Source organism: Streptomyces sp. NPDC049585 (genome assembly GCF_040675615.1).
GTDB classification, from domain to species: domain Bacteria; phylum Actinomycetota; class Actinomycetes; order Streptomycetales; family Streptomycetaceae; genus Streptomyces; species Streptomyces luteosporeus.
Genome location: NZ_JBFAPE010000028.1, coordinates 16,182 through 33,829 on the forward strand (window position 1 = coordinate 16,182; position 17,648 = coordinate 33,829).

A 17,648-nucleotide genomic window follows, 5' to 3' on the forward strand; every position below is an offset into this window, starting at 1 on the left:
GCGGGTTGTGCTGCGTGCCACGTCATGCGGGCGACGTACCGTATGGCCGCGGAAGCAGGTACCGTTGAAGCTCTACAGGCCGGACACCCTTGGACAGGGGTCCGCTCTGAACTCATGAACGTGAACGCGTGTCAAGACTCTGGGGCCGCTGAGCCCCGTCAATGAGGGGGTCGAGCCATGGGGCGCGGCCGGGCCAAGGCCAAGCAGACAAAGGTCGCCCGCCAGCTGAAGTACAACAGCGGCGGGACGGACCTGACACGTCTGGCCAGTGAGCTGGGCGCAACATCGCCGACGAAGCAGCCGCCGAACAGCGAGCCGCTCGACGACGAGCTGGACGACGACCCGTACGCTCAGTACGCGGCGCGTTACAACGACGATGAGGACGAGGACGAGCACACCGCGTCCGACTCGTCCGCATACCGTCGCCGCGCTTGACGCTCTGAAATTTCACCGACCCGGTCCGGGCTCCGCCCGGACCGGGTTCTGTGCTGTCCGCGGGTGCGCCGGTGCCCCCGTGCCGCCGCAGCGGCCCGGGAGGGCACCGGCGCCCGTTCACATCGCGTAGTCGCCCGTCAGGACGGCCGCCTCCGCGGCGTCGCCGCGCTCCGTGATCCGGCCGGCGACCCATGCCTCCAGCCCGCGGTCCGCGCACGTCGCCAGGGCGACGTCGACGGCCTCCGGGGGAACCACGGCCATCATGCCGACGCCCATGTTGAGCGTCTTCTCCAGCTCCGGGCGCTCGACCCCGCCCAGCTGCCCCACCAGGGGGAAGATCGGCCCGGGCGTCCACGTGGACCGGTCGACGACCGCGCGCAGGTGGTCGGGGATCACGCGGGCGAGGTTGTTGGCCAGCCCGCCGCCGGTGATGTGCGAGAAGGCGTGCACCTCGGTGGTGCGGGTGAGGGCCAGGCAGTCCAGGGAGTAGATCCGCGTGGGCTCCAGCAGCTCCTCGCCCAGCGTGCGGCCGAGCTCGGGCACCTCGCGGTCCAGCTCCCAGCCGGCCCGGTCGAAGAGCACGTGCCGCACCAGTGAGTACCCGTTCGAGTGAAGTCCCGACGAGGCCATCGCGATGACGACGTCACCCGGACGAATGCGCTCGGCGCCCAGCAGCCGGTCCGCCTCGACGACGCCCGTGCCCGCGCCGGCCACGTCGAACTCGTCGGCGCCCAGCAGCCCGGGGTGCTCGGCCGTCTCGCCGCCGACCAGCGCACAGCCGGCCAGGACGCAGCCCTCGGCGATGCCCTTGACGATCGAGGCGACCCGCTCCGGGTGGACCTTGCCCACGCAGATGTAGTCGGTCATGAACAGCGGCTCGGCGCCGCAGACGACCAGGTCGTCGACGACCATGCCCACGAGGTCGTGGCCGATGGTGTCGTAGACGCCCATGCGGCGGGCGATGTCGACCTTGGTGCCCACGCCGTCGGTGGCGGAGGCCAGCAGCGGGCGCTCGTAGCGCTTGAGGGCGCTGGCGTCGAAGAGGCCGGCGAAGCCGCCGAGGCCGCCGAGGGCCTCGGGGCGGGTGGCCTTCTTCACCCATTGCTTCATCAGCTCGACGGCGCGGTCGCCCGCCTCGATGTCGACGCCCGCACTCGCGTAGCTGGCGCCGCCGCCGGCACTGGTGGTCTCGGGAGACATGGTCCTCAAGATCTTTCGTGTCGTACGTCAGGGGGTGACGTCAGGGTGGGTGCGCGGGCGCTACGGGCGCCGGAGCGCGTCGGCGGCGTCGGGGCCGCCGGCGAGCTCGGTCTCCAGCAGGTGCTTGCCGAGCCGCTCGGGGTCGGGCAGCTCCATCGGGTACTCGCCGTCGAAGCAGGCGCGGCACAGGTTGGACTTGGGGATGGACGTCGCCTCGATCATCCCGTCGAGGGAGATGTAGGCGAGGGAGTCCGCGCCCAGCGAGCGGCCGATCTCCTCGACGCTCATGCCGTTGGCGATCAGCTCCGCCCGGGTGGCGAAGTCGATGCCGAAGAAGCAGGGCCACTTGATCGGCGGGGAGGAGATCCGTACATGGACCTCGGCCGCGCCGGCCTCGCGCAGCATCCGCACCAGGGCGCGCTGGGTGTTGCCGCGGACGATCGAGTCGTCGACGACCACCAGGCGCTTGCCGCGGATGACCTCCTTGAGGGGGTTGAGCTTGAGGCGGATGCCGAGCTGGCGGATGGTCTGGCTGGGCTGGATGAAGGTCCGGCCCACATAGCTGTTCTTGACCAGACCGGAGCCGTAGGGGATGCCGCTGGCCTCGGCGTAGCCCACGGCGGCCGGGGTGCCGGACTCCGGGGTCGCTATCACCAGGTCGGCGTCGGCCGGGGCCTCGGCGGCCAGCCGGCGCCCCATCTCCACGCGGGAGAGGTAGACGTTGCGGCCGGCGATGTCGGTGTCGGGGCGGGCGAGGTAGACGTACTCGAAGATGCAGCCCTTGGGGCGGGCCTCGGCGAAGCGGCTGGTCCGCACGCCGTTCTCGTCGATCGCGATCAGCTCGCCGGGCTCGACCTCGCGGACGAAGGAGGCGCCGACGATGTCGAGCGCCGCCGTCTCGGAGGCCACCACCCAGCCGCGCTCCAGGCGGCCGAGGACCAGCGGGCGGATGCCCTGCGGGTCACGGGCGGCATAGAGGGTGTGCTCGTCCATGAAGACGAGCGAGAAGGCGCCCCGGACGTCCGGGAGGACCTTCCGGGCGGCGTCCTCCACGGTCAGCGGCTTGCCGTCGTCGTCGGTCTGGCCCGCCAGGAGGGCGGTGACCAGGTCCGTGTCGTTGGTCGCCGCGACCTGGGTGGCCCGCCCCTTGTCCCGGGGCAGGGCGGCGACCATCTCCGCCAGTTCGGCGGTGTTGACCAGGTTGCCGTTGTGGCCGAGGGCGATGGAGCCGTTGGCCGTTGCGCGGAAGGTCGGCTGCGCGTTCTCCCACACCGATGCTCCGGTGGTGGAGTAGCGGGCGTGACCGACCGCGATGTGGCCCTGGAGAGAGCCGAGGGATGTTTCGTCGAAGACCTGGGAAACCAGTCCCATGTCCTTGAAAACGAGGATCTGCGAGCCGTTGCTCACTGCGATGCCCGCGGACTCCTGTCCGCGATGCTGCAGGGCGTACAGCCCGAAATAGGTGAGTTTGGCGACCTCTTCTCCCGGAGCCCAGACACCGAAGACGCCACAAGCGTCCTGGGGGCCCTTTTCGCCGGGAAGCAGGTCGTGGTTGAGTCGTCCGTCACCACGAGGCACACCTTGAGTCTATGGCAGGGACGAGGTTCATCCGAACCGGGGACGACTGGTTCTGCCTCACACCACGGACAGCCACTCGACGGGCACAGCGAATCACCTTTTCGCACGGCGCATTCGCCCGGTGCGCAGGGGAATTCGCTTTAACCGCTCAAGTGAATAGCGGCAGGTATGCGGAGATGTCCGCGCGCTCCCCGCTCGCGGTCACGGTGGTGGCGCGCAGGGCGTCCTGCCACCGGGCCCGGCCCGTGGCGAGGCGGATCCAGGTGACCGGATCGCTCTCCACGACGTTCGGCGGGGTGCCGCGGGTGTGCCGGGGGCCCTCGATGCACTGCACCACCGCGAACGGTGGGATGCGCAACTCCACGGAGCCGCCCGGTGCTTTGACCGCCAGCGCGTCCGCGAACAGGCGGGTGACGACCGCGAGGGCGTGCCGGTCGTGCCGCACGGCCGTACCGGTGGCCTCGGCGAGGTCGTCGGCGTGCACCACGGCCTCCACCAGGCGTGTGACGAGGACGTCGGCCACCGTCATGGGGCCGAGCGCCGTCGCCACCACGTCGGTGGGATCGGCCTGTTCGAGCACCGCCACCAGCTGCTCGGTGGCTCGATCCAGCCGTTCGGCGACCGCGGCGGGGCCGCCGCCGGTGAGGGCGGCGGCGGCCTCGCTCGTGCGCCGCGCCACGTCCGCGGCCTTCGCGCCGGCCCCGTCGAGGTACTCGACGAGGCCGGTACGCACGGCCTTTGCACCCGCGGACGGCCGCGGCTCGTCCAGCAGCCGGGGCAACCAGTCCAGCGCGTCGGCGAGGTGGACGATCAGTTCACCGACCGTCCACCGCCCCAGTCGCGTGGGCGCCGCCAGCAGCGCCTGCGCGTCCGGCTCCGCGCACACCACGGCCACCAGTTCCCGTACGGCGCGGACCTGGCCCTGCAGGGCGGTCCGCACCTTGGCGGGATCGTGGCTGCGGGTACGCGGCTTGCGCTGAGCGGAAGGCATGGCGCGAGCCTAATCGTTGGCCACGCTTCCGGTGGGCCCAACCGGGAGAACCGGCCGGGCCCGACCCGAACGCCTCACGGCGCCCGGCGTTACGCGAGCAACGCCGGGATGGTGGCCTCGTGCGCCGCGCGCAGTTCGGCCAGCGACAGCGTGAACTGGCCCTGGACGTCGATCTCTTCGCCGTCCACCACGCCGATGCGGGTGGCCGGCAGGCCCCGCGCGCCGCACATGTCGGCGAAGCGGAGCTCCTCGCTGCGGGGGACGGAGACGACCGCCCGGCCCGCGGACTCGGAGAAGAGGAAGACGAAGGGGTCCAGCCCGTCGGGCACCACGATCCGGGCACCCTTGCCGCCGCGCAGGCACGACTCGACCAGGGCCTGGACCAGGCCGCCGTCGGAGAGGTCGTGCGCCGCATCCGCCATGCCGTCGCGGGAGGCCGCGATGAGGATCTCGGCGAGCAGCTTCTCGCGCTCCAGGTCGACCTTCGGCGGCAGGCCGCCGAGGTGGTCGTGGATCACCTGCGACCAGGCCGAGCCGCCGAGCTCCTCCGCGGTGTCCCCCAGGAGGTACAGCAGCTGGCCCTCCTCCCGGAATGCCATCGGCGTACGGCGGTTGACGTCGTCGATGACGCCGAGTACCGCGACGACGGGGGTCGGGTGGATCGCCGTCTCGCCGGTCTGGTTGTACAGCGAGACGTTGCCGCCGGTCACCGGGGTGCCCAGGGCCAGGCAGCCGTCCGCGAGGCCGCGCGTGGCCTCGGCGAACTGCCACATGACCGCCGGGTCCTCCGGGGAGCCGAAGTTCAGGCAGTTGGAGATCGCCAGCGGGCGGGCGCCGGTGGCGGCCACGTTGCGGTACGACTCGGCGAGCGCCAGCTGGGCGCCGGCGTACGGGTCGAGCTTGGCGTAGCGGCCGTTGCCGTCCGTGGCGACCGCGACGCCCAGGCCCGTCTCCGCGTCGATGCGGACCATGCCCGAGTCCTCGGGCTGGGCCAGCACGGTGTTGCCCTGCACGAAGCGGTCGTACTGGTCGGTGATCCAGGACTTGGACGCCTGGTTGGGCGAGGAGATCACCTTCAGGACCTGCTCGCGCAGCTCCTCGGGGGTCTGCGGGCGGGGCAGCTTGTTCGCGTCGTCCGCCTGCAGGGCGTCCTGCCACGCGGGGCGGGCGTACGGGCGCTCGTACACCGGGCCCTCGTGGGCGACGGTGCGCGGCGGGACGTCGACGATCTGCTCGCCGTGCCAGAAGATCTCCAGCCGCTCGCCGTCGGTGACCTCACCGATGACGGTGGCGATCACGTCCCACTTCTCGCAGATCTCCAGGAAGCGGTCGATCTTCGACGGCTCGACGATCGCGCACATGCGCTCCTGCGACTCGCTCATGAGGATCTCCTCCGGCGAGAGCGTCGCGTCACGCAGCGGTACGCGGTCGAGCTCGACCCGCATGCCGCCGGAACCGGCGCTGGCCAGTTCGCTGGTGGCGCAGGACAGCCCGGCGCCGCCGAGGTCCTGGATGCCCTCGACGAGGCCCTCGCGGAAGAGCTCCAGGGTGCACTCGATGAGGAGCTTCTCCTGGAAGGGGTCGCCGACCTGGACGGCGGGGCGCTTCGTCGGCTTGCTGTCGTCGAAGGTCTCCGAGGCCAGGACCGAGACGCCGCCGATGCCGTCGCCGCCGGTGCGGGCGCCGTAGAGGACGACCTTGTTGCCGGCGCCGGAGGCCTTGGCGAGGTGGATGTCCTCGTGCTTCATCACGCCCACGCACAGGGCGTTGACCAGCGGGTTGCCCTGGTAGCAGGCGTCGAAGACGACCTCGCCGCCGATGTTGGGCAGGCCCAGGCAGTTGCCGTAGCCGCCGATGCCCGCGACGACGCCCGGCAGGACGCGCTTGGTGTCGGGGTGGTCGGCGGCGCCGAAGCGCAGCGGGTCCATGACGGCGACCGGGCGGGCGCCCATGGCGAGGATGTCGCGGACGATGCCGCCGACGCCGGTGGCCGCGCCCTGGTAGGGCTCGATGTAGGAGGGGTGGTTGTGCGATTCGACCTTGAAGGTGACCGCGTAGCCCTGGCCGACGTCGACGACGCCGGCGTTCTCGCCGATGCCCACGAGGAGCGCGTCGTTCTCGGGGGCCTTCTCGCCGAACTGGCGCAGGTGCACCTTGCTGCTCTTGTAGGAGCAGTGCTCGGACCACATGACGCTGTACATCGCGAGCTCGGCGCCGGTGGGGCGGCGGCCCAGGATCGCGCGGATGCGCTCGTACTCGTCCTGCTTGAGGCCGAGTTCGGCCCAGGGCTGCTCGACGTCGGGGGTCTCGTCGGCGTGCTTGACGGTGTCGAGAGTCATCAGGCGCTGACCAGCTTCTTGAGGAGCGAGGTGAAGAATCCGAGGCCGTCGGTGCGACCGGTGCCGATGAGCGGCTCGACGGCATGCTCAGGGTGCGGCATCAGGCCGACGACGTTGCCGGCGGCGTTGGTGATGCCCGCGATGTCGCGCAGGGAGCCGTTGGGGTTGCCCTCCAGGTAGCGGAAGGCGACGCGGCCCTCGGCCTCCAGCTCGTCGAGGGTGCGCTCGTCGGCCACGTAGCGGCCGTCGATGTTCTTGAGCGGGACGGAGATCTCCTGGCCCGCCGCGTAGTCGGCCGTCCAGGCGGTCTGCGCGTTCTCCACGCGCAGCTTCTGGTCGCGGCAGATGAAGTGCAGGTGGTTGTTGCGCAGCATGGCGCCGGGCAGCAGGTGGGTCTCGGTCAGGACCTGGAAGCCGTTGCAGATGCCGAGGACCGGCATGCCGGCCTTCGCCTGGTCGATGACGGTCTCCATCACCGGCGAGAAGCGGGAGATGGCGCCCGCGCGCAGGTAGTCGCCGTACGAGAAGCCGCCGGGCAGGACGACCGCGTCGACCTGCTTGAGGTCCTTGTCGCGGTGCCACAGGGGCACCGCTTCCAGGCCGGCGATGCGGACGGCGCGCTGGGTGTCGCGGTCGTCGAGCGTGCCGGGGAAGGTGATGACCCCCACGCGTGCGGTCACGAGTCCACTCGCACGGTGAAGTTCTCGATCACGGTGTTGGCGAGAAACGTTTCGGCCATCTCGTGGATGCGGGCGAGGGCGGCGTCGTCGACGGGCCCCTTCACCTCGAGTTCGAAGCGCTTGCCCTGACGGACGTCGGCGATCCCCTCGAAGCCCAGGCGAGGCAGTGCGCGCTGCACCGCCTGCCCCTGCGGGTCGAGGATCTCCGGCTTGAGCATGACGTCGACTACGACGCGTGCCACTGGCACTCCCGGTGTTGGTGCGTGAGCTGAAGCGGTACCGCCAGAGTACAGTCCCGAAAAATCTACGCGCATAGATATGCTGGGCTTATCCTCCGCATTCCCGGTGGGACCCCTCGGGGACGCTCGGGAAAATTCCGGGAAAAATTCCGGGGGGATGCACCGGGGCGATTGCGGCGACGGGCCGGTACGGAATTTACTGGTGCCCGCAACGCATTGCCCTTTGCCGTACAAATGAATATGTATTGCCCGAGAACAACCGCAACCCCGACGTCGCCGCAGGTCACCGCGGCGATACCTGGCCGAAAGGACCGATTTCCGTGGCACAGCGCGTAGTGGTCACACTCTCCGACGACATCGACGGCGGGGAAGCCGCGGAGACCGTCATCTTCGGGATCGACGGCAAGTCGTACGAGATCGACCTGAATGAAGACAATGCGGAGCGGCTGCGCGACATCTTCGCGCCCTACAAGGAGGCCGCCCGCCGCCAGTCCCGCTCCGGGCGGGCCTACCGCCGCACCGCCGTCGCGCCCGACCCCGCGGCCGTCCGGGCCTGGGCCCGCTCGCGCGGCATGGAGGTGCCGCCGCGCGGCCGCATTCCCAAGGCGGTCTACGAGGCGTTCAACGCGGCCGGCTGATCCCGGCCGCCGGGCCGTCCCGCGCACACCCCCCGCGGGCGCCCGCCGCACCCCTGCGGAGCCCCTCGCAGCGCCCGCCGCAGCCGGGCTGATCATCCGACTTGCCAAGCACCCCAGGTGATCAGCTAGAGTCTGGATCACGCCGAGGGGCAAGGCCGGGAAACGGCCGGGCACTTCGAACGTCACGCGGGTGTAGCTCAGTAGTAGAGCGCCCCCTTTCCAAGGGGGAGGCGCAGTGTGCGATTCCTGTCACCCGCTCTGACCGTCCACCGGCCACGTACGTGGTCCGGCTGGAGGGCCATGCGGGTGTAGCTCAGTAGTAGAGCGCCCTCTTTCCAAGAGGGAGGCGCAGTGTGCGATTCCTGTCACCCGCTCCGCACCGTTTACCGACCACCGCAGTGGATCAGGTAGAGTGGTGCTCGCACCGCCCGGTGAGAGCCGGTCGGGAGCAATGCGGACGTAGCTCAGTTGGTAGAGCGCAACCTTGCCAAGGTTGAGGTCGCGAGTTCGAGCCTCGTCGTCCGCTCAGAGAACGAAGGCCCCGGTCATCAGACCGGGGCCTTCGGCGTTTCCGGGCCCCCGTGCCGTGATGACATTCGTCATCGCAGGTCATGACAGCTCGCACTGCGTTCCGCCCGGATCCGCCGGGAGCCTGGAGGCATGGAGTCCGGGGAGAGTGTGATCGAGGTCTCCCGGCTGCACCGGCGATACGGGCGGCCCGGGGAGGACAAGGGATTCGAAGCGGTGCGGGGCGTCTCCTTCACCGTGCGCCGCGGCGAGGTGTTCGCGCTGCTGGGCACGAACGGGGCGGGCAAGACCTCCACCGTCGAGGTGCTGGAGGGCCTGGCCCGGCCGACCGGCGGCGAGGTGCGGGTGCTGGGCCACGACCCGTACGCGCAGCGGCGCCTGGTGCGGCCGCGGATCGGGGTGATGCTGCAGGAAGGCGGCTTCCCCTCGGAGCTGGGCGTCGCCGAGACGGCGACGATGTGGGCCGGCTGCACCACCGGGGCCCGGCCCGTGGCCGAGGCGCTGGCGCTGGTGGGGCTGAGCGGCCGCGGCGGGGTGCGCGTCAAGCAGCTCTCCGGCGGTGAGCGGCGCCGGCTGGACCTGGCGCTGGCCCTGCTGGGGCGGCCGGAGGTGCTCTTCCTCGACGAGCCCACCACCGGTCTGGACCCCGAGGCCCGGCACACCACCTGGGAGCTGGTGCGGCGGCTGCGCGAGGAGGGCACCACCGTGCTGCTGACCACGCACTACCTGGAGGAGGCCGAGGCCCTGGCCGACCGTGTGGCGATCATGCGCGAGGGCCGCATCGTCACCGCGGGCACGCCCGCGCAGGTCATCGGCGCCCACCCGGCCCGGATCCGCTTCGCGATGCCGGCGGGCTGGTTCGTCGGCGACCTGCCGCCGCTGGCGGAACTGGGCGTCCTGCGGCACGAGGAGAACGCCGGGCGCGTGGAACTGCAGACGTCCGAGCTGCAGCGCACCCTGACCGGGCTGCTGCTGTGGGCCCGGGACAAGGACCTGGAACTGGAAGGGCTGGACGCGCGAACCGCCTCCCTGGAGGAGGCGTTCCTGGCGATAGCGGGCGCATCCGCCACCGTACCGGCGGGGGTTTCCGCGGGGAGGGGCGAGTAATGGCGACGACGGGTACGGTCACGGGGCCGCGTCGGGCCCTCGCGCTGGGGAAGGCGGAGCTGACGCTGCTCGGCCGCAACAGGACGGCGCTCTACATGACCCTCCTGATGCCCGCGCTCATGATCTACGCGATGCGTGCGGGCGCCCAGCAGGTGGACCTGGGCCGCAGCGGGATGTCGCTGAAGGAGGTCACCATGACGGGGGCCTTCGGCTACATCCTGATCTTCTGCGTCTACTACAACCTGATGAGCGCCTATACGGCGCGGCGCGAGGAGCTCGTCCTCAAGCGGCTGCGCACCGGCGAGGCCGGCGACCTGGAGATCCTCGCGGGCACGGCGCTGCCGTCGGCGCTGATCGCGCTGGTGCAGTGCGTCCTGCTGGTCGTGGCGGGCGTCACCTGGCTGGGCATGCCCCTCCCGGCGCGGCCCGAACTCCTCGTGGCCGGGGTGCTGCTGGGCGTGGTCGTGCTGACCGCGCTGGCGGCCGCGTCCACGGCCTTCGCCCGCAGCTCGGAGAGCGCCCAGCTCGCGGCGATGCCGCTGGCGATGGTCTCGCTGCTGGGTTCGGGCATCTTCGTCCCGCTCGACCTCTTCCCGGACACGCTCGCGCGGGTCTGCGAGGTGCTGCCGCTGACGGGGATCGTGCAGCTGGTGCGCGAGGGCTGGCTCGGCGGGGCGGGCGCGGGGAGCGTGCTCGCCCACCTGGGGGCCGCCTTGGTCTGGGTCGGCCTGGGGGTGTTTGCTGTACGACGGTGGTTCCGCTGGGAACCACGGCGCTGAGCAGGGCAAATCCAATACGGGGGGGTGGGGCGCGTGTTCCGTCGGGTGCGGGCGTTCCGGCGCCAGAGCAAGGTCAAGCAGATCGACATGTACTCGCGCGGTGCGCTGTACGTGGTCCCGTGGTTCTTCCTCCTCGCCCAGAGCGCCTCGTTGGTGGCACTCGCCGGGCAGGGGGCGGTGAGCACGGTCCTCACCACGGCCTTCATCGCCGTCGGCGTCGTCCAGGCCGTCACCGGAGCCGGCCTGATCCGGCGGGCCCTCGACCACTACCTCGACAAGAACGGCGAGACCCCCGTCCCCCGGGGGCGGCTGGTCCTCGGCACGGCCCTGCTGGCGCTGGCGCTGTGCCTGCTCGCCGCGATGCTCGGCAGGCACCCCTCCGAGGACGCCCTCCAGGCCGCGCCCACCCTGCTCATGGGCACCTCGCTGCCGCCCGCCGGTGCCTTCTGCCTCCTGGTGCGCAAGCGCGTGTACGCGGCGGTGTCCGCGGGGGTCTCGCTGCTGCTGGCGTGGGTGCCGTTCGCGGTGATCGGACTGCCGTTCCCGGTGATCGCGGGCATCGCGGTGGGCGCGCTCTTCCAGTGCGGGTGGGTCATGCTCATGGCCCGCGTCTCCGGCTGGATGCTGTCGATCGTCTGGGAGGTCGACGCGGCCCGCGCCGTCCAGGCACGGCTGGCGGTCGCGGAGGAACGGCTGCGCTTCTCCCGCGACATGCACGACATCCTCGGCCGCAATCTGGCGGCCATCGCGCTCAAGAGCGAGCTCGCGGTGCAGCTGTCCCGGCGGGGGGCCGGGGCGGCCGCCGACCAGATGGCCGAGGTGCAGCGCATTGCGCAGGAGTCGCAGCGCGAGCTGCGCGAGGTCGTCCGCGGCTACCGCGAGGCGGACCTGCACACGGAACTGGCCGGAGCGCGCGGCATCCTGACCGCGGCCGGCATCGCCTGCCGCATCGACGACGCACCGGTCACCGACGGCGACCTGCCACCGGCGGTGCAGTCGGCGCTGGCATGGGTGGTGCGGGAGGCCACGACGAACGTGCTGCGGCACGCGGACGCGCGACGGTGCGAGGTGCGGCTGCGGCGCGTGGGGGACACGGCGGTGCTCACCGTCGACAACGACGGCGCGAGCGCCGGCGGGGCCGGCGGCGGCGCCGGTTCCGGACTGGCCGGCCTGCGGGAGCGCCTGGCGGCGCTGGGGGGCACGGTGGACGCGGCGTACGGGGACTGCGCCACGTTCCGGGTGACGGCACGGGTGCCGGTGGGGGCGGCGGCGGATCCCTCGCCCGCCCCACCGCCCCCTGCAGTGCCGGTGAGCGGCGTGCGCCGGTGGGCCGCGGTCGGCGAGGGGAGGACCGTGTGATCCGCATCATGCTCGCCGACGACGAGCACCTCATCCGCGGGGCACTCGCCGCTCTGCTCGGGCTGGAGGACGACCTGCGCGTCGTCGCCGAGGCCGCCAGCGGGCCGGAGGCGCTCGCCATGGCCCGGGCCCACCGGCCCGACGTGGCCGTCCTGGATCTGCAGATGCCAGGGCTGGACGGTGTGACAGTGGCCACATCGTTGCGGGCCGAACTCCCCGGCTGCCGCACCATGATCGTGACGGGTCACGGGCGGCCCGGGCACCTGAAGCGGGCCCTGGAGGCGGGCGTCCGCGGCTTCGTCCCGAAGACGGTCTCGGCCCAGCGGCTCGCCGAGATCATCCGCACGGTGCACGGCGGAAGCCGCTACGTGGACCCGGAGTTGGCGGCCGACGCCATCAGCGCCGGCGACTCCCCGCTGACCGCGCGCGAGGCGGAGCTGCTGGAACTGGCCGAGGACGGCGCCCCCGTCGCGGAGATCGCCGAGCGCGCCCGGCTCACCCCCGGCACGGTGCGGAACTACCTCTCCTCGGCCGCCGCGAAGCTCGGCGCGGAGAACCGTCACGCGGCGGCGCGCATCGCACGCGCCCAGGGTTGGCTATAGTGGAACCCGCACCGCACGGAAACGCGCGGAGCGAATGCGGACGTAGCTCAGTTGGTAGAGCGCAACCTTGCCAAGGTTGAGGTCGCGAGTTCGAGCCTCGTCGTCCGCTCAGAGAACGAAGGCCCCGGTCACCGACCGGGGCCTTCGTCGTGCGTACGGGCGGTGCTCGGTCCGTACGGGCGGTGCTCGGTCCGTACGGGCCGTACTCAGTCCGTACGGGCCGTACTCAGTCCGTACGGGGAATGCTCAGCCGGAAGAGGGCGCCGCCGCCCGGCGCGTGCTCGGCCGTCAGCTGCGCGCCGTGCGCCCGGGCGATCTGCCGGGCCATGGCCAGGCCCAGCCCGGAGCCGGGCAGCGCCCGGGCCTGCCGGGAGCGGTAGAAGCGGTCGAAGACGTGCGGGAGGTCCTCGGGCGTGATGCCCGGGCCGTGGTCGCGCACCGTGAGACAGGCGCTGCCCTGCGTACGCCGCAGCTCCACTTCCACCGTCGCGCCGGCCGGGCTGAACTTGGCCGCGTTGTCGAGGAGGTTGCCCAGCAGCCGGGCCAGCCGGGCGGGCACGCCGGCCACGGTCACCGGTGCGACGTCGGCCGTGAAGAGCGTTGCCGGCCAGTGACCGCGGGCGTCGGCCACGCAGCGTTCGGCGAGCCGGTCCAGGCGCACCTGCTCCACCAGGGGCTGCGGTTCCTCGTCCCGGGCGAGCTCGATCAGGTCGCCCACCATGCCGGTCACCTCGCGCAGCTGCCGGCCCAGCGCGTCGGCGGCGCGGGTGCGCTGGGCCGGCGAGAGCCGCTCGGCGCGGGCGAGGAGTTCGGCGTTGGTGCGCAGGGCGGTCAGCGGCGTGCGCAGTTCGTGCGAGGCGTCGGCGACCAGGCGGCGCTGGGCCGCCACCGCCTCCTCCAGCTCGCCGAGCATGGTGTTGAAACTGGTGGCCAGACGGGTGATCTCGTCCCCGCGGCGGGCCTCGTAGGCGTCCAGCTCGATGCGGTGGGCCGCATCGCGGGTGGCGGCGATGCGCTCGGCGGTCGCGGTCAGCCGCGTCACCGGGCGCAGCGAGGTCCGCGAGGCGGCGTACCCCAGGCCCGCGGCGAGCAGGACACCCGCGCCGCCGACCGCGCCGAGGAGCAGCCCGGCCTGGCGCACGCCCTGGTCGACGGAGTCGGAGCGGGCCGCGACCTGCAGGGCCTGCCCCGTGCGGCCGGGCAGGGGCGTGGTGAGCATCCGCATGGGACGGCCGTCGTGGGTGATGTCGCTGTAGTACGGGCCGAGAGTGCCGGCGGCGACGCGGCGGGTGGCACCGGTGACGGGCAGGAGCAGGCCGCCGTGCGGGCCGGGGCCGGGGGCCGCGGGGTCGGCGCCCACGACCTGGGCGCAGGCCGGTGCGGCCCGCCACGTGCACTGGTCCCCCAGCACGCCGGGGCCGCTGCCGCGGCTCTGCTGGGCGATCAGCTGGGCCTGCTGGCGCAGCTGCAGGTCGAGCTGGCGCACGAGCTCGTAGCGGATGACGACGTAGGCGGCCGCGAGGACGCCGAGGGCGACGACGGCCACGGCGGCGGTGGTCACCAGGGCCAGGCGGGCCCGCAGGGGCCTGCGGCGCAGCAGTGTTCTCATGGTGTCTCTTTGAGCCGGTAGCCGACGCCGTGCACGGTGTGCACCAGGCGGGAGGCGCCTCCGGCCTCCAGCTTGCGGCGCAGGTAGCCGACGTAGACGGCGAGCGAGTTGGATTCCGGGCCGAAGTCGGCGCCCCACACCCGTTCCTGGATCAGCTCCCGCGGCAGCACCTGCCCGGGGTGGCGCATCAAGAGCTCCAGCAGGGCGAACTCGGTCCGGGTGAACTCGATGGCCCGGCCCGCGCGCTCGCCGGTGCGGGTGGCCGGGTCGGCGGTCAGGTCGGCGAAGACCAGCGGCCCCTCGGGGACGTCCTGCTGCTCGGGCGCGGGGGCGGCGCGGCGCAGCAGGGCCCGCAGCCGGGCGAAGAGCTCGTCGAGCGCGAACGGCTTGACGAGGTAGTCGTCGGCCCCGGCGTCCAGGCCCGCCACACGGTCGGAGACCGCGTCGCGGGCGGTCAGCACGAGCACGGGCGTACGGTCGCCCAGCTCCCGCAGCCGGCGGCAGACGGCGAGGCCGTCGAGGACGGGCATGGCGAGGTCCAGGACGAGGGCATCCGGGGGCGCGGCGGCCACGGCGGACAGGGCGGCGAGGCCGTCGGGGGCCTCGCGCACGGTGTAGCCCTCGACGGTGAGGCCGTCGGCGACGGCGGCACGGACGTCGGGGTCGTCGTCGACGACGAGGATGGACGGCGGCGGCATGGTGCCCACGATCGCAGACGGGCCCGGCGCGCCTGCGGCGGGCCGATCCCGCGGTTCCGGCGGCGCCCCGTAGGGGCGCGGGGAACTGCGCGATCAGCCACCGACGGCCTGCAGCCGACGTACCGCCCCCGCGGCCCGCGCGCAGCACGGCACTCCGTCTGCGGGCGCGTCGTGGCTTGTCGCGCCCACGCGGCGGCAGCCGCAGATCGAACGCTGCCCCGCGCCCCTGACGGGACGCTGCACGATCCGCAGGGCTACGCCCACTTCGTGCCGGTGAGGCGCTCGTACGCCTCCACGTACTTCGCCCGCGTCCGCTCGACGACCTCCGCCGGCAGCTCCGGCGGCGGCGTCGTGCCGTGGCGGTCCCAGCCGGACGCCGGTGAGGTCAGCCAGTCGCGGACGTACTGCTTGTCGAAGGACGGCTGCGCGCGCCCGGGCTGCCAGGTCTCCGCGGGCCAGAAGCGGGAGGAGTCCGGGGTGAGGACCTCGTCGGCGAGGACGAGCCCGGCCGTGCCGTCGTCGCCCTTCGCGAAGCCGAACTCGAACTTCGTGTCGGCGAGGAGGATCCCGCGCTCGCGCGCGATGTCGCGGGCGCGGCTGTAGACGGCGAGGGTGAGCTGCCGGAGCATGGCGGCGGTCTCGGCGCCGACCTGGCGGGCGACCTCCTCGTAGGAGACGTTCTCGTCGTGCTCGCCGACCTCCGCCTTCGTTGCGGGCGTGAAGATCGGGGAGGGGAGTTCGGAGCCGTCCTCGAGGCCCTCGGGCAGGGCGAGCCCGCACACGGTGCGGCTCTCGCGGTACTCGGCGAGGCCGGAGCCGGTGAGGTAGCCGCGGGCGACGCACTCGACGGGGACCATGTCGAGGTCGCGGCAGATCAGGGTGCGCCCGGCCCAGTCGGCGGGGGCGCCCGCGGGCACCTCGGCGGAGAGGACGTGGTGGGGGGCGAGGTCGGCGAGGAGGTCGAACCACCACAGGGAGAGCTGGGTGAGGACGCGGCCCTTGTCGGGGATCTCGGTGGGCAGCACCCAGTCGTAGGCGGACATGCGGTCGCTGGCGACCATCACCAGGTTTCCGGCCTCGTCGCGGTAGAGGTCGCGGACCTTGCCCGTGTGCAGGTGGACCAGGCCCGGCACCTGGGCCGGCTTGGGCTTCTCGACGAATCCGGACACGCGTCCTCCTGGTGGTTTGTCCAAACACCCCGATTCTGCCGCACGGCCGTGCGCTGCTGCCGGGAGGGGTCAGACACGTTTGCAGATGCGGTCGAGGAGATTGGCGGTGGCGCGCTGGATGCGGGGGTCGACGTGGCCGGGCCGGTCCAGGGCGGGGGACCAGGCGAAGGTGCCGGAGGCGAAGACGAGGGCGCCGCTGGGGGCGCGGTAGAGCGAGGTCTCCTGGTGGCGGGTGATGCCTTCGCCGTCCTTGTACGGGGAGTGGGTGAGCAGGATGCGGCGGGTGTGCTCGGGCAGGGCGGTGCGCGGGAAGTAGCGGTCGGCCTCGCCGGCGACGAGGCCGGGCAGTTCGTCGCCCTCGCCGGCGCCGGTGGCCTCCCACAGCCAGTGGTCGGCGTTGCGGACGACCATGGGGGCCGGCTCGGGCACGCGGCCGGCGTACTGGATGCCGAGGAGCTGCTGTTCGGCCGGCGCCTGCTCGCGCCACAGGGCGGGGCGGCCGGGGCCGCGGCGCTTGCGGCAGGTCAGCAGCTGGTGGGGGCCGGCCGGGGAGGCGGCGAGCTCCACGCGCCAGTACATGGTGTTGGCGGAGAGGAAGACGAGCGAGGTGCCGCAGTCGCGGGCGTGCTCGACGGAGCGGCGCATCTCGGCCGTCCAGTACTCGTCGTGGCCGGGGAAGACGACGCCCCGGTGGCGTGCCGGATCGATTCGCCCGGCGTGCAGGTCGCGGGTCTCGGCGTAGGCGAGGTCGTAGCCGTAGCGCTCGGCCCAGCGGATGAAGTCGTAGGCGTGGCCGACGTGCATGGGCAGGCCGGCGCCGGCGTAGGGGCGGTCGAAGGAGACGGTGGTGGCTGCGCCCTCCTCGCCGAGCAGCCGGCCCTCGTCGTCCCAGGCGTGGTAGAGGCTGGCGCCGGTGCGGCCGTCCTCGGGGTAGAGGTTGTAGGCCTGCCAGGTGATGTCGGGCAGGACCAGCAGCAGGTCGGCGGGCTTGCCGTCGCGAACGGTGAAGGGGATGTGACTGCGGTAGCCGTCGGCGGTGGTCAGCACCGCCACGTGGGCGCCGCTGCTCCAGAAGGCGGGGATCTGCAGCCGCCAGGACAGCCACCAGTGGTGGCAGGAGACGGTGCGCTCGGCGACGAGCGGCGGGGGCTGGACGATGCCCGACAGCCGGGGGCTGGTGGTGATCTTCGCGGCGCCGACGCCGCCGTAGTGGCCGATGCGGTAGATGTCGACGCTGAACTGCTGCGGCGGGTCGACGGTGATGCGGAAGTCGATGGCCTCGCCGGGGGCGACGGCGCTGGCGGAGGCGAAGCCCTTGATCTGGCAGTGGACGTCGTCGGCGGCGCGCGGCCCGGGTCTGCGGGGCGGCGGGATGCGCGCCTCGGCCAGGACCGGGTCGACGTACCAGGGGATGATCTGCCCGGTGCCGTCGAAGTAGAACTCGCCGCCGCGCAGCCACGGCAGCGGCCCCTGCCCGAAGGGGTCCGAGACGGCGTGCGCGAGCGCGCCGGACTCCCAGCGGCGGTTGTGCTCCCTCTCCATGTGCGCTCCCTCCCCTGGGCCACCGCATACCTTTTCGGTTTCCCGGCAGATTCCCAGCAGATCACATGACGCAACCGGTCCGTCACCGATCGTCGGGAAATTCCCCGAAAGTGATGGCTCTGCCCCTACGCTGCGTGATGCCGTCACCGAGCGTC

Annotated in this window: 16 protein-coding genes and 4 tRNA genes; 10 read left to right on the top strand and 10 right to left on the bottom strand. The window is 72.4% G+C overall.

The window, feature by feature from the left end:
* The first annotated feature begins 177 nt into the window (after nucleotides 1–177).
* Entirely contained in the window at nucleotides 178–435 is a 258-nt protein-coding gene (locus AB0K17_RS24305; RefSeq protein WP_344438578.1) for a DUF3073 domain-containing protein, read from the top strand.
* Nucleotides 436–552: 117 nt separating this feature from the next.
* Here AB0K17_RS24305 and purM read toward each other — a convergent pair whose 3' ends face one another.
* The 6 genes from purM to purS form a co-directional block, all read right to left on the bottom strand.
* Nucleotides 553–1,635, bottom strand: coding sequence for a phosphoribosylformylglycinamidine cyclo-ligase (purM, locus tag AB0K17_RS24310; RefSeq protein WP_365967983.1), 1,083 nt, complete (start codon nucleotides 1,633–1,635; stop codon nucleotides 553–555).
* A gap of 60 nt (nucleotides 1,636–1,695) precedes the next feature.
* Nucleotides 1,696–3,213 (bottom strand): amidophosphoribosyltransferase, encoded by a 1,518-nt coding sequence (gene purF, locus AB0K17_RS24315; RefSeq protein WP_365967982.1) that lies wholly within the window; start codon nucleotides 3,211–3,213, stop codon nucleotides 1,696–1,698.
* 148 nt (nucleotides 3,214–3,361) lie between these two features.
* Nucleotides 3,362–4,204 carry a sterol carrier family protein gene (locus AB0K17_RS24320; RefSeq protein ID WP_365967981.1) on the bottom strand — a complete coding sequence of 281 codons (843 nt, stop codon included), beginning with the start codon at nucleotides 4,202–4,204 and terminating at the stop codon, nucleotides 3,362–3,364.
* Nucleotides 4,205–4,293: 89 nt separating this feature from the next.
* The gene (gene purL, locus AB0K17_RS24325) at nucleotides 4,294–6,543 is read right to left on the bottom strand and encodes a phosphoribosylformylglycinamidine synthase subunit PurL (RefSeq protein WP_365984230.1); all 2,250 of its coding nucleotides are present in this window, start codon (nucleotides 6,541–6,543) and stop codon (nucleotides 4,294–4,296) included.
* Nucleotides 6,543–7,223, bottom strand: a complete 681-nt coding sequence (purQ, locus tag AB0K17_RS24330; RefSeq protein ID WP_365967979.1) for a phosphoribosylformylglycinamidine synthase subunit PurQ — start codon at nucleotides 7,221–7,223, stop codon at nucleotides 6,543–6,545. Before purQ ends, purL begins: the two co-directional genes overlap by 1 nt.
* Nucleotides 7,220–7,465, bottom strand: coding sequence for a phosphoribosylformylglycinamidine synthase subunit PurS (gene purS / locus AB0K17_RS24335; protein ID WP_365984231.1), 246 nt, complete (start codon nucleotides 7,463–7,465; stop codon nucleotides 7,220–7,222). The genes purQ and purS overlap by 4 nt, the downstream gene beginning before the upstream one ends.
* 317 nt (nucleotides 7,466–7,782) lie before the next feature.
* On the opposite strand from purS, the gene AB0K17_RS24340 reads away from it, so the two are divergent.
* The 9 genes from AB0K17_RS24340 (at nucleotide 7,783) to AB0K17_RS24380 (ending at nucleotide 12,584) form a co-directional block, all read left to right on the top strand.
* Nucleotides 7,783–8,100 (top strand): Lsr2 family protein, encoded by a 318-nt coding sequence (locus AB0K17_RS24340; RefSeq protein WP_344438592.1) that lies wholly within the window; start codon nucleotides 7,783–7,785, stop codon nucleotides 8,098–8,100.
* 186 nt (nucleotides 8,101–8,286) lie between these two features.
* Nucleotides 8,287–8,358 (top strand) — tRNA-Gly (locus tag AB0K17_RS24345).
* 44 nt (nucleotides 8,359–8,402) lie between these two features.
* A tRNA-Gly gene (locus AB0K17_RS24350) sits at nucleotides 8,403–8,474 on the top strand.
* Between the two features lie 79 nt (nucleotides 8,475–8,553).
* A tRNA-Gly gene (locus AB0K17_RS24355) sits at nucleotides 8,554–8,626 on the top strand.
* A 134-nt stretch (nucleotides 8,627–8,760) separates the two neighbouring features.
* Entirely contained in the window at nucleotides 8,761–9,735 is a 975-nt protein-coding gene (locus tag AB0K17_RS24360; protein ID WP_365984232.1) for an ABC transporter ATP-binding protein, read from the top strand.
* Complete coding sequence (locus tag AB0K17_RS24365) at nucleotides 9,735–10,514, top strand: ABC transporter permease (protein WP_365984233.1); 780 nt, start codon at nucleotides 9,735–9,737, stop codon at nucleotides 10,512–10,514. Before AB0K17_RS24360 ends, AB0K17_RS24365 begins: the two co-directional genes overlap by 1 nt.
* A gap of 33 nt (nucleotides 10,515–10,547) precedes the next feature.
* On the top strand, nucleotides 10,548–11,873 hold the full coding sequence (locus AB0K17_RS24370) for a histidine kinase (RefSeq protein ID WP_365984234.1): 1,326 nt from the start codon (nucleotides 10,548–10,550) through the stop codon (nucleotides 11,871–11,873).
* An 8-nt stretch (nucleotides 11,874–11,881) separates the two neighbouring features.
* The gene (locus tag AB0K17_RS24375; protein WP_365968004.1) at nucleotides 11,882–12,475 is read left to right on the top strand and encodes a response regulator transcription factor; all 594 of its coding nucleotides are present in this window, start codon (nucleotides 11,882–11,884) and stop codon (nucleotides 12,473–12,475) included.
* Nucleotides 12,476–12,511: 36 nt separating this feature from the next.
* Nucleotides 12,512–12,584 (top strand) — tRNA-Gly (locus tag AB0K17_RS24380).
* A 117-nt stretch (nucleotides 12,585–12,701) separates the two neighbouring features.
* On the opposite strand, the gene AB0K17_RS24385 is transcribed toward AB0K17_RS24380, so the two are convergent.
* From AB0K17_RS24385 to AB0K17_RS24400, 4 genes are all read right to left on the bottom strand, one after another.
* Nucleotides 12,702–14,084, bottom strand: a complete 1,383-nt coding sequence (locus AB0K17_RS24385) for a HAMP domain-containing sensor histidine kinase (protein WP_365984235.1) — start codon at nucleotides 14,082–14,084, stop codon at nucleotides 12,702–12,704.
* The gene (locus AB0K17_RS24390) at nucleotides 14,081–14,782 is read right to left on the bottom strand and encodes a response regulator transcription factor (RefSeq protein ID WP_365984237.1); all 702 of its coding nucleotides are present in this window, start codon (nucleotides 14,780–14,782) and stop codon (nucleotides 14,081–14,083) included. The genes AB0K17_RS24385 and AB0K17_RS24390 overlap by 4 nt, the downstream gene beginning before the upstream one ends.
* Before the next feature lie 254 nt (nucleotides 14,783–15,036).
* Nucleotides 15,037–15,951, bottom strand: coding sequence for a phosphoribosylaminoimidazolesuccinocarboxamide synthase (locus tag AB0K17_RS24395; RefSeq protein WP_365967973.1), 915 nt, complete (start codon nucleotides 15,949–15,951; stop codon nucleotides 15,037–15,039).
* 69 nt (nucleotides 15,952–16,020) lie between these two features.
* Entirely contained in the window at nucleotides 16,021–17,493 is a 1,473-nt protein-coding gene (locus AB0K17_RS24400) for a N,N-dimethylformamidase beta subunit family domain-containing protein (protein ID WP_365984238.1), read from the bottom strand.
* Nucleotides 17,494–17,648: the final 155 nt, after the last annotated feature.

Bases quoted from the DNA above. Each gene is read 5' to 3' on its own strand.
- purL (WP_365984230.1), bottom strand. From the start codon at position 6,543: ATGACTCTCGACACCGTCAAGCACGCCGACGAGACCCCCGACGTCGAG.
- AB0K17_RS24305 (WP_344438578.1), top strand. From the start codon at position 178: ATGGGGCGCGGCCGGGCCAAGGCCAAGCAGACAAAGGTCGCCCGCCAG.
- purM (WP_365967983.1), bottom strand. From the start codon at position 1,635: ATGTCTCCCGAGACCACCAGTGCCGGCGGCGGCGCCAGCTACGCGAGT.
- AB0K17_RS24400 (WP_365984238.1), bottom strand. From the start codon at position 17,493: ATGGAGAGGGAGCACAACCGCCGCTGGGAGTCCGGCGCGCTCGCGCAC.
- AB0K17_RS24390 (WP_365984237.1), bottom strand. From the start codon at position 14,782: ATGCCGCCGCCGTCCATCCTCGTCGTCGACGACGACCCCGACGTCCGT.
- AB0K17_RS24375 (WP_365968004.1), top strand. From the start codon at position 11,882: ATGCTCGCCGACGACGAGCACCTCATCCGCGGGGCACTCGCCGCTCTG.
- AB0K17_RS24365 (WP_365984233.1), top strand. From the start codon at position 9,735: ATGGCGACGACGGGTACGGTCACGGGGCCGCGTCGGGCCCTCGCGCTG.
- AB0K17_RS24385 (WP_365984235.1), bottom strand. From the start codon at position 14,084: ATGAGAACACTGCTGCGCCGCAGGCCCCTGCGGGCCCGCCTGGCCCTG.
- AB0K17_RS24360 (WP_365984232.1), top strand. From the start codon at position 8,761: ATGGAGTCCGGGGAGAGTGTGATCGAGGTCTCCCGGCTGCACCGGCGA.
- AB0K17_RS24320 (WP_365967981.1), bottom strand. From the start codon at position 4,204: ATGCCTTCCGCTCAGCGCAAGCCGCGTACCCGCAGCCACGATCCCGCC.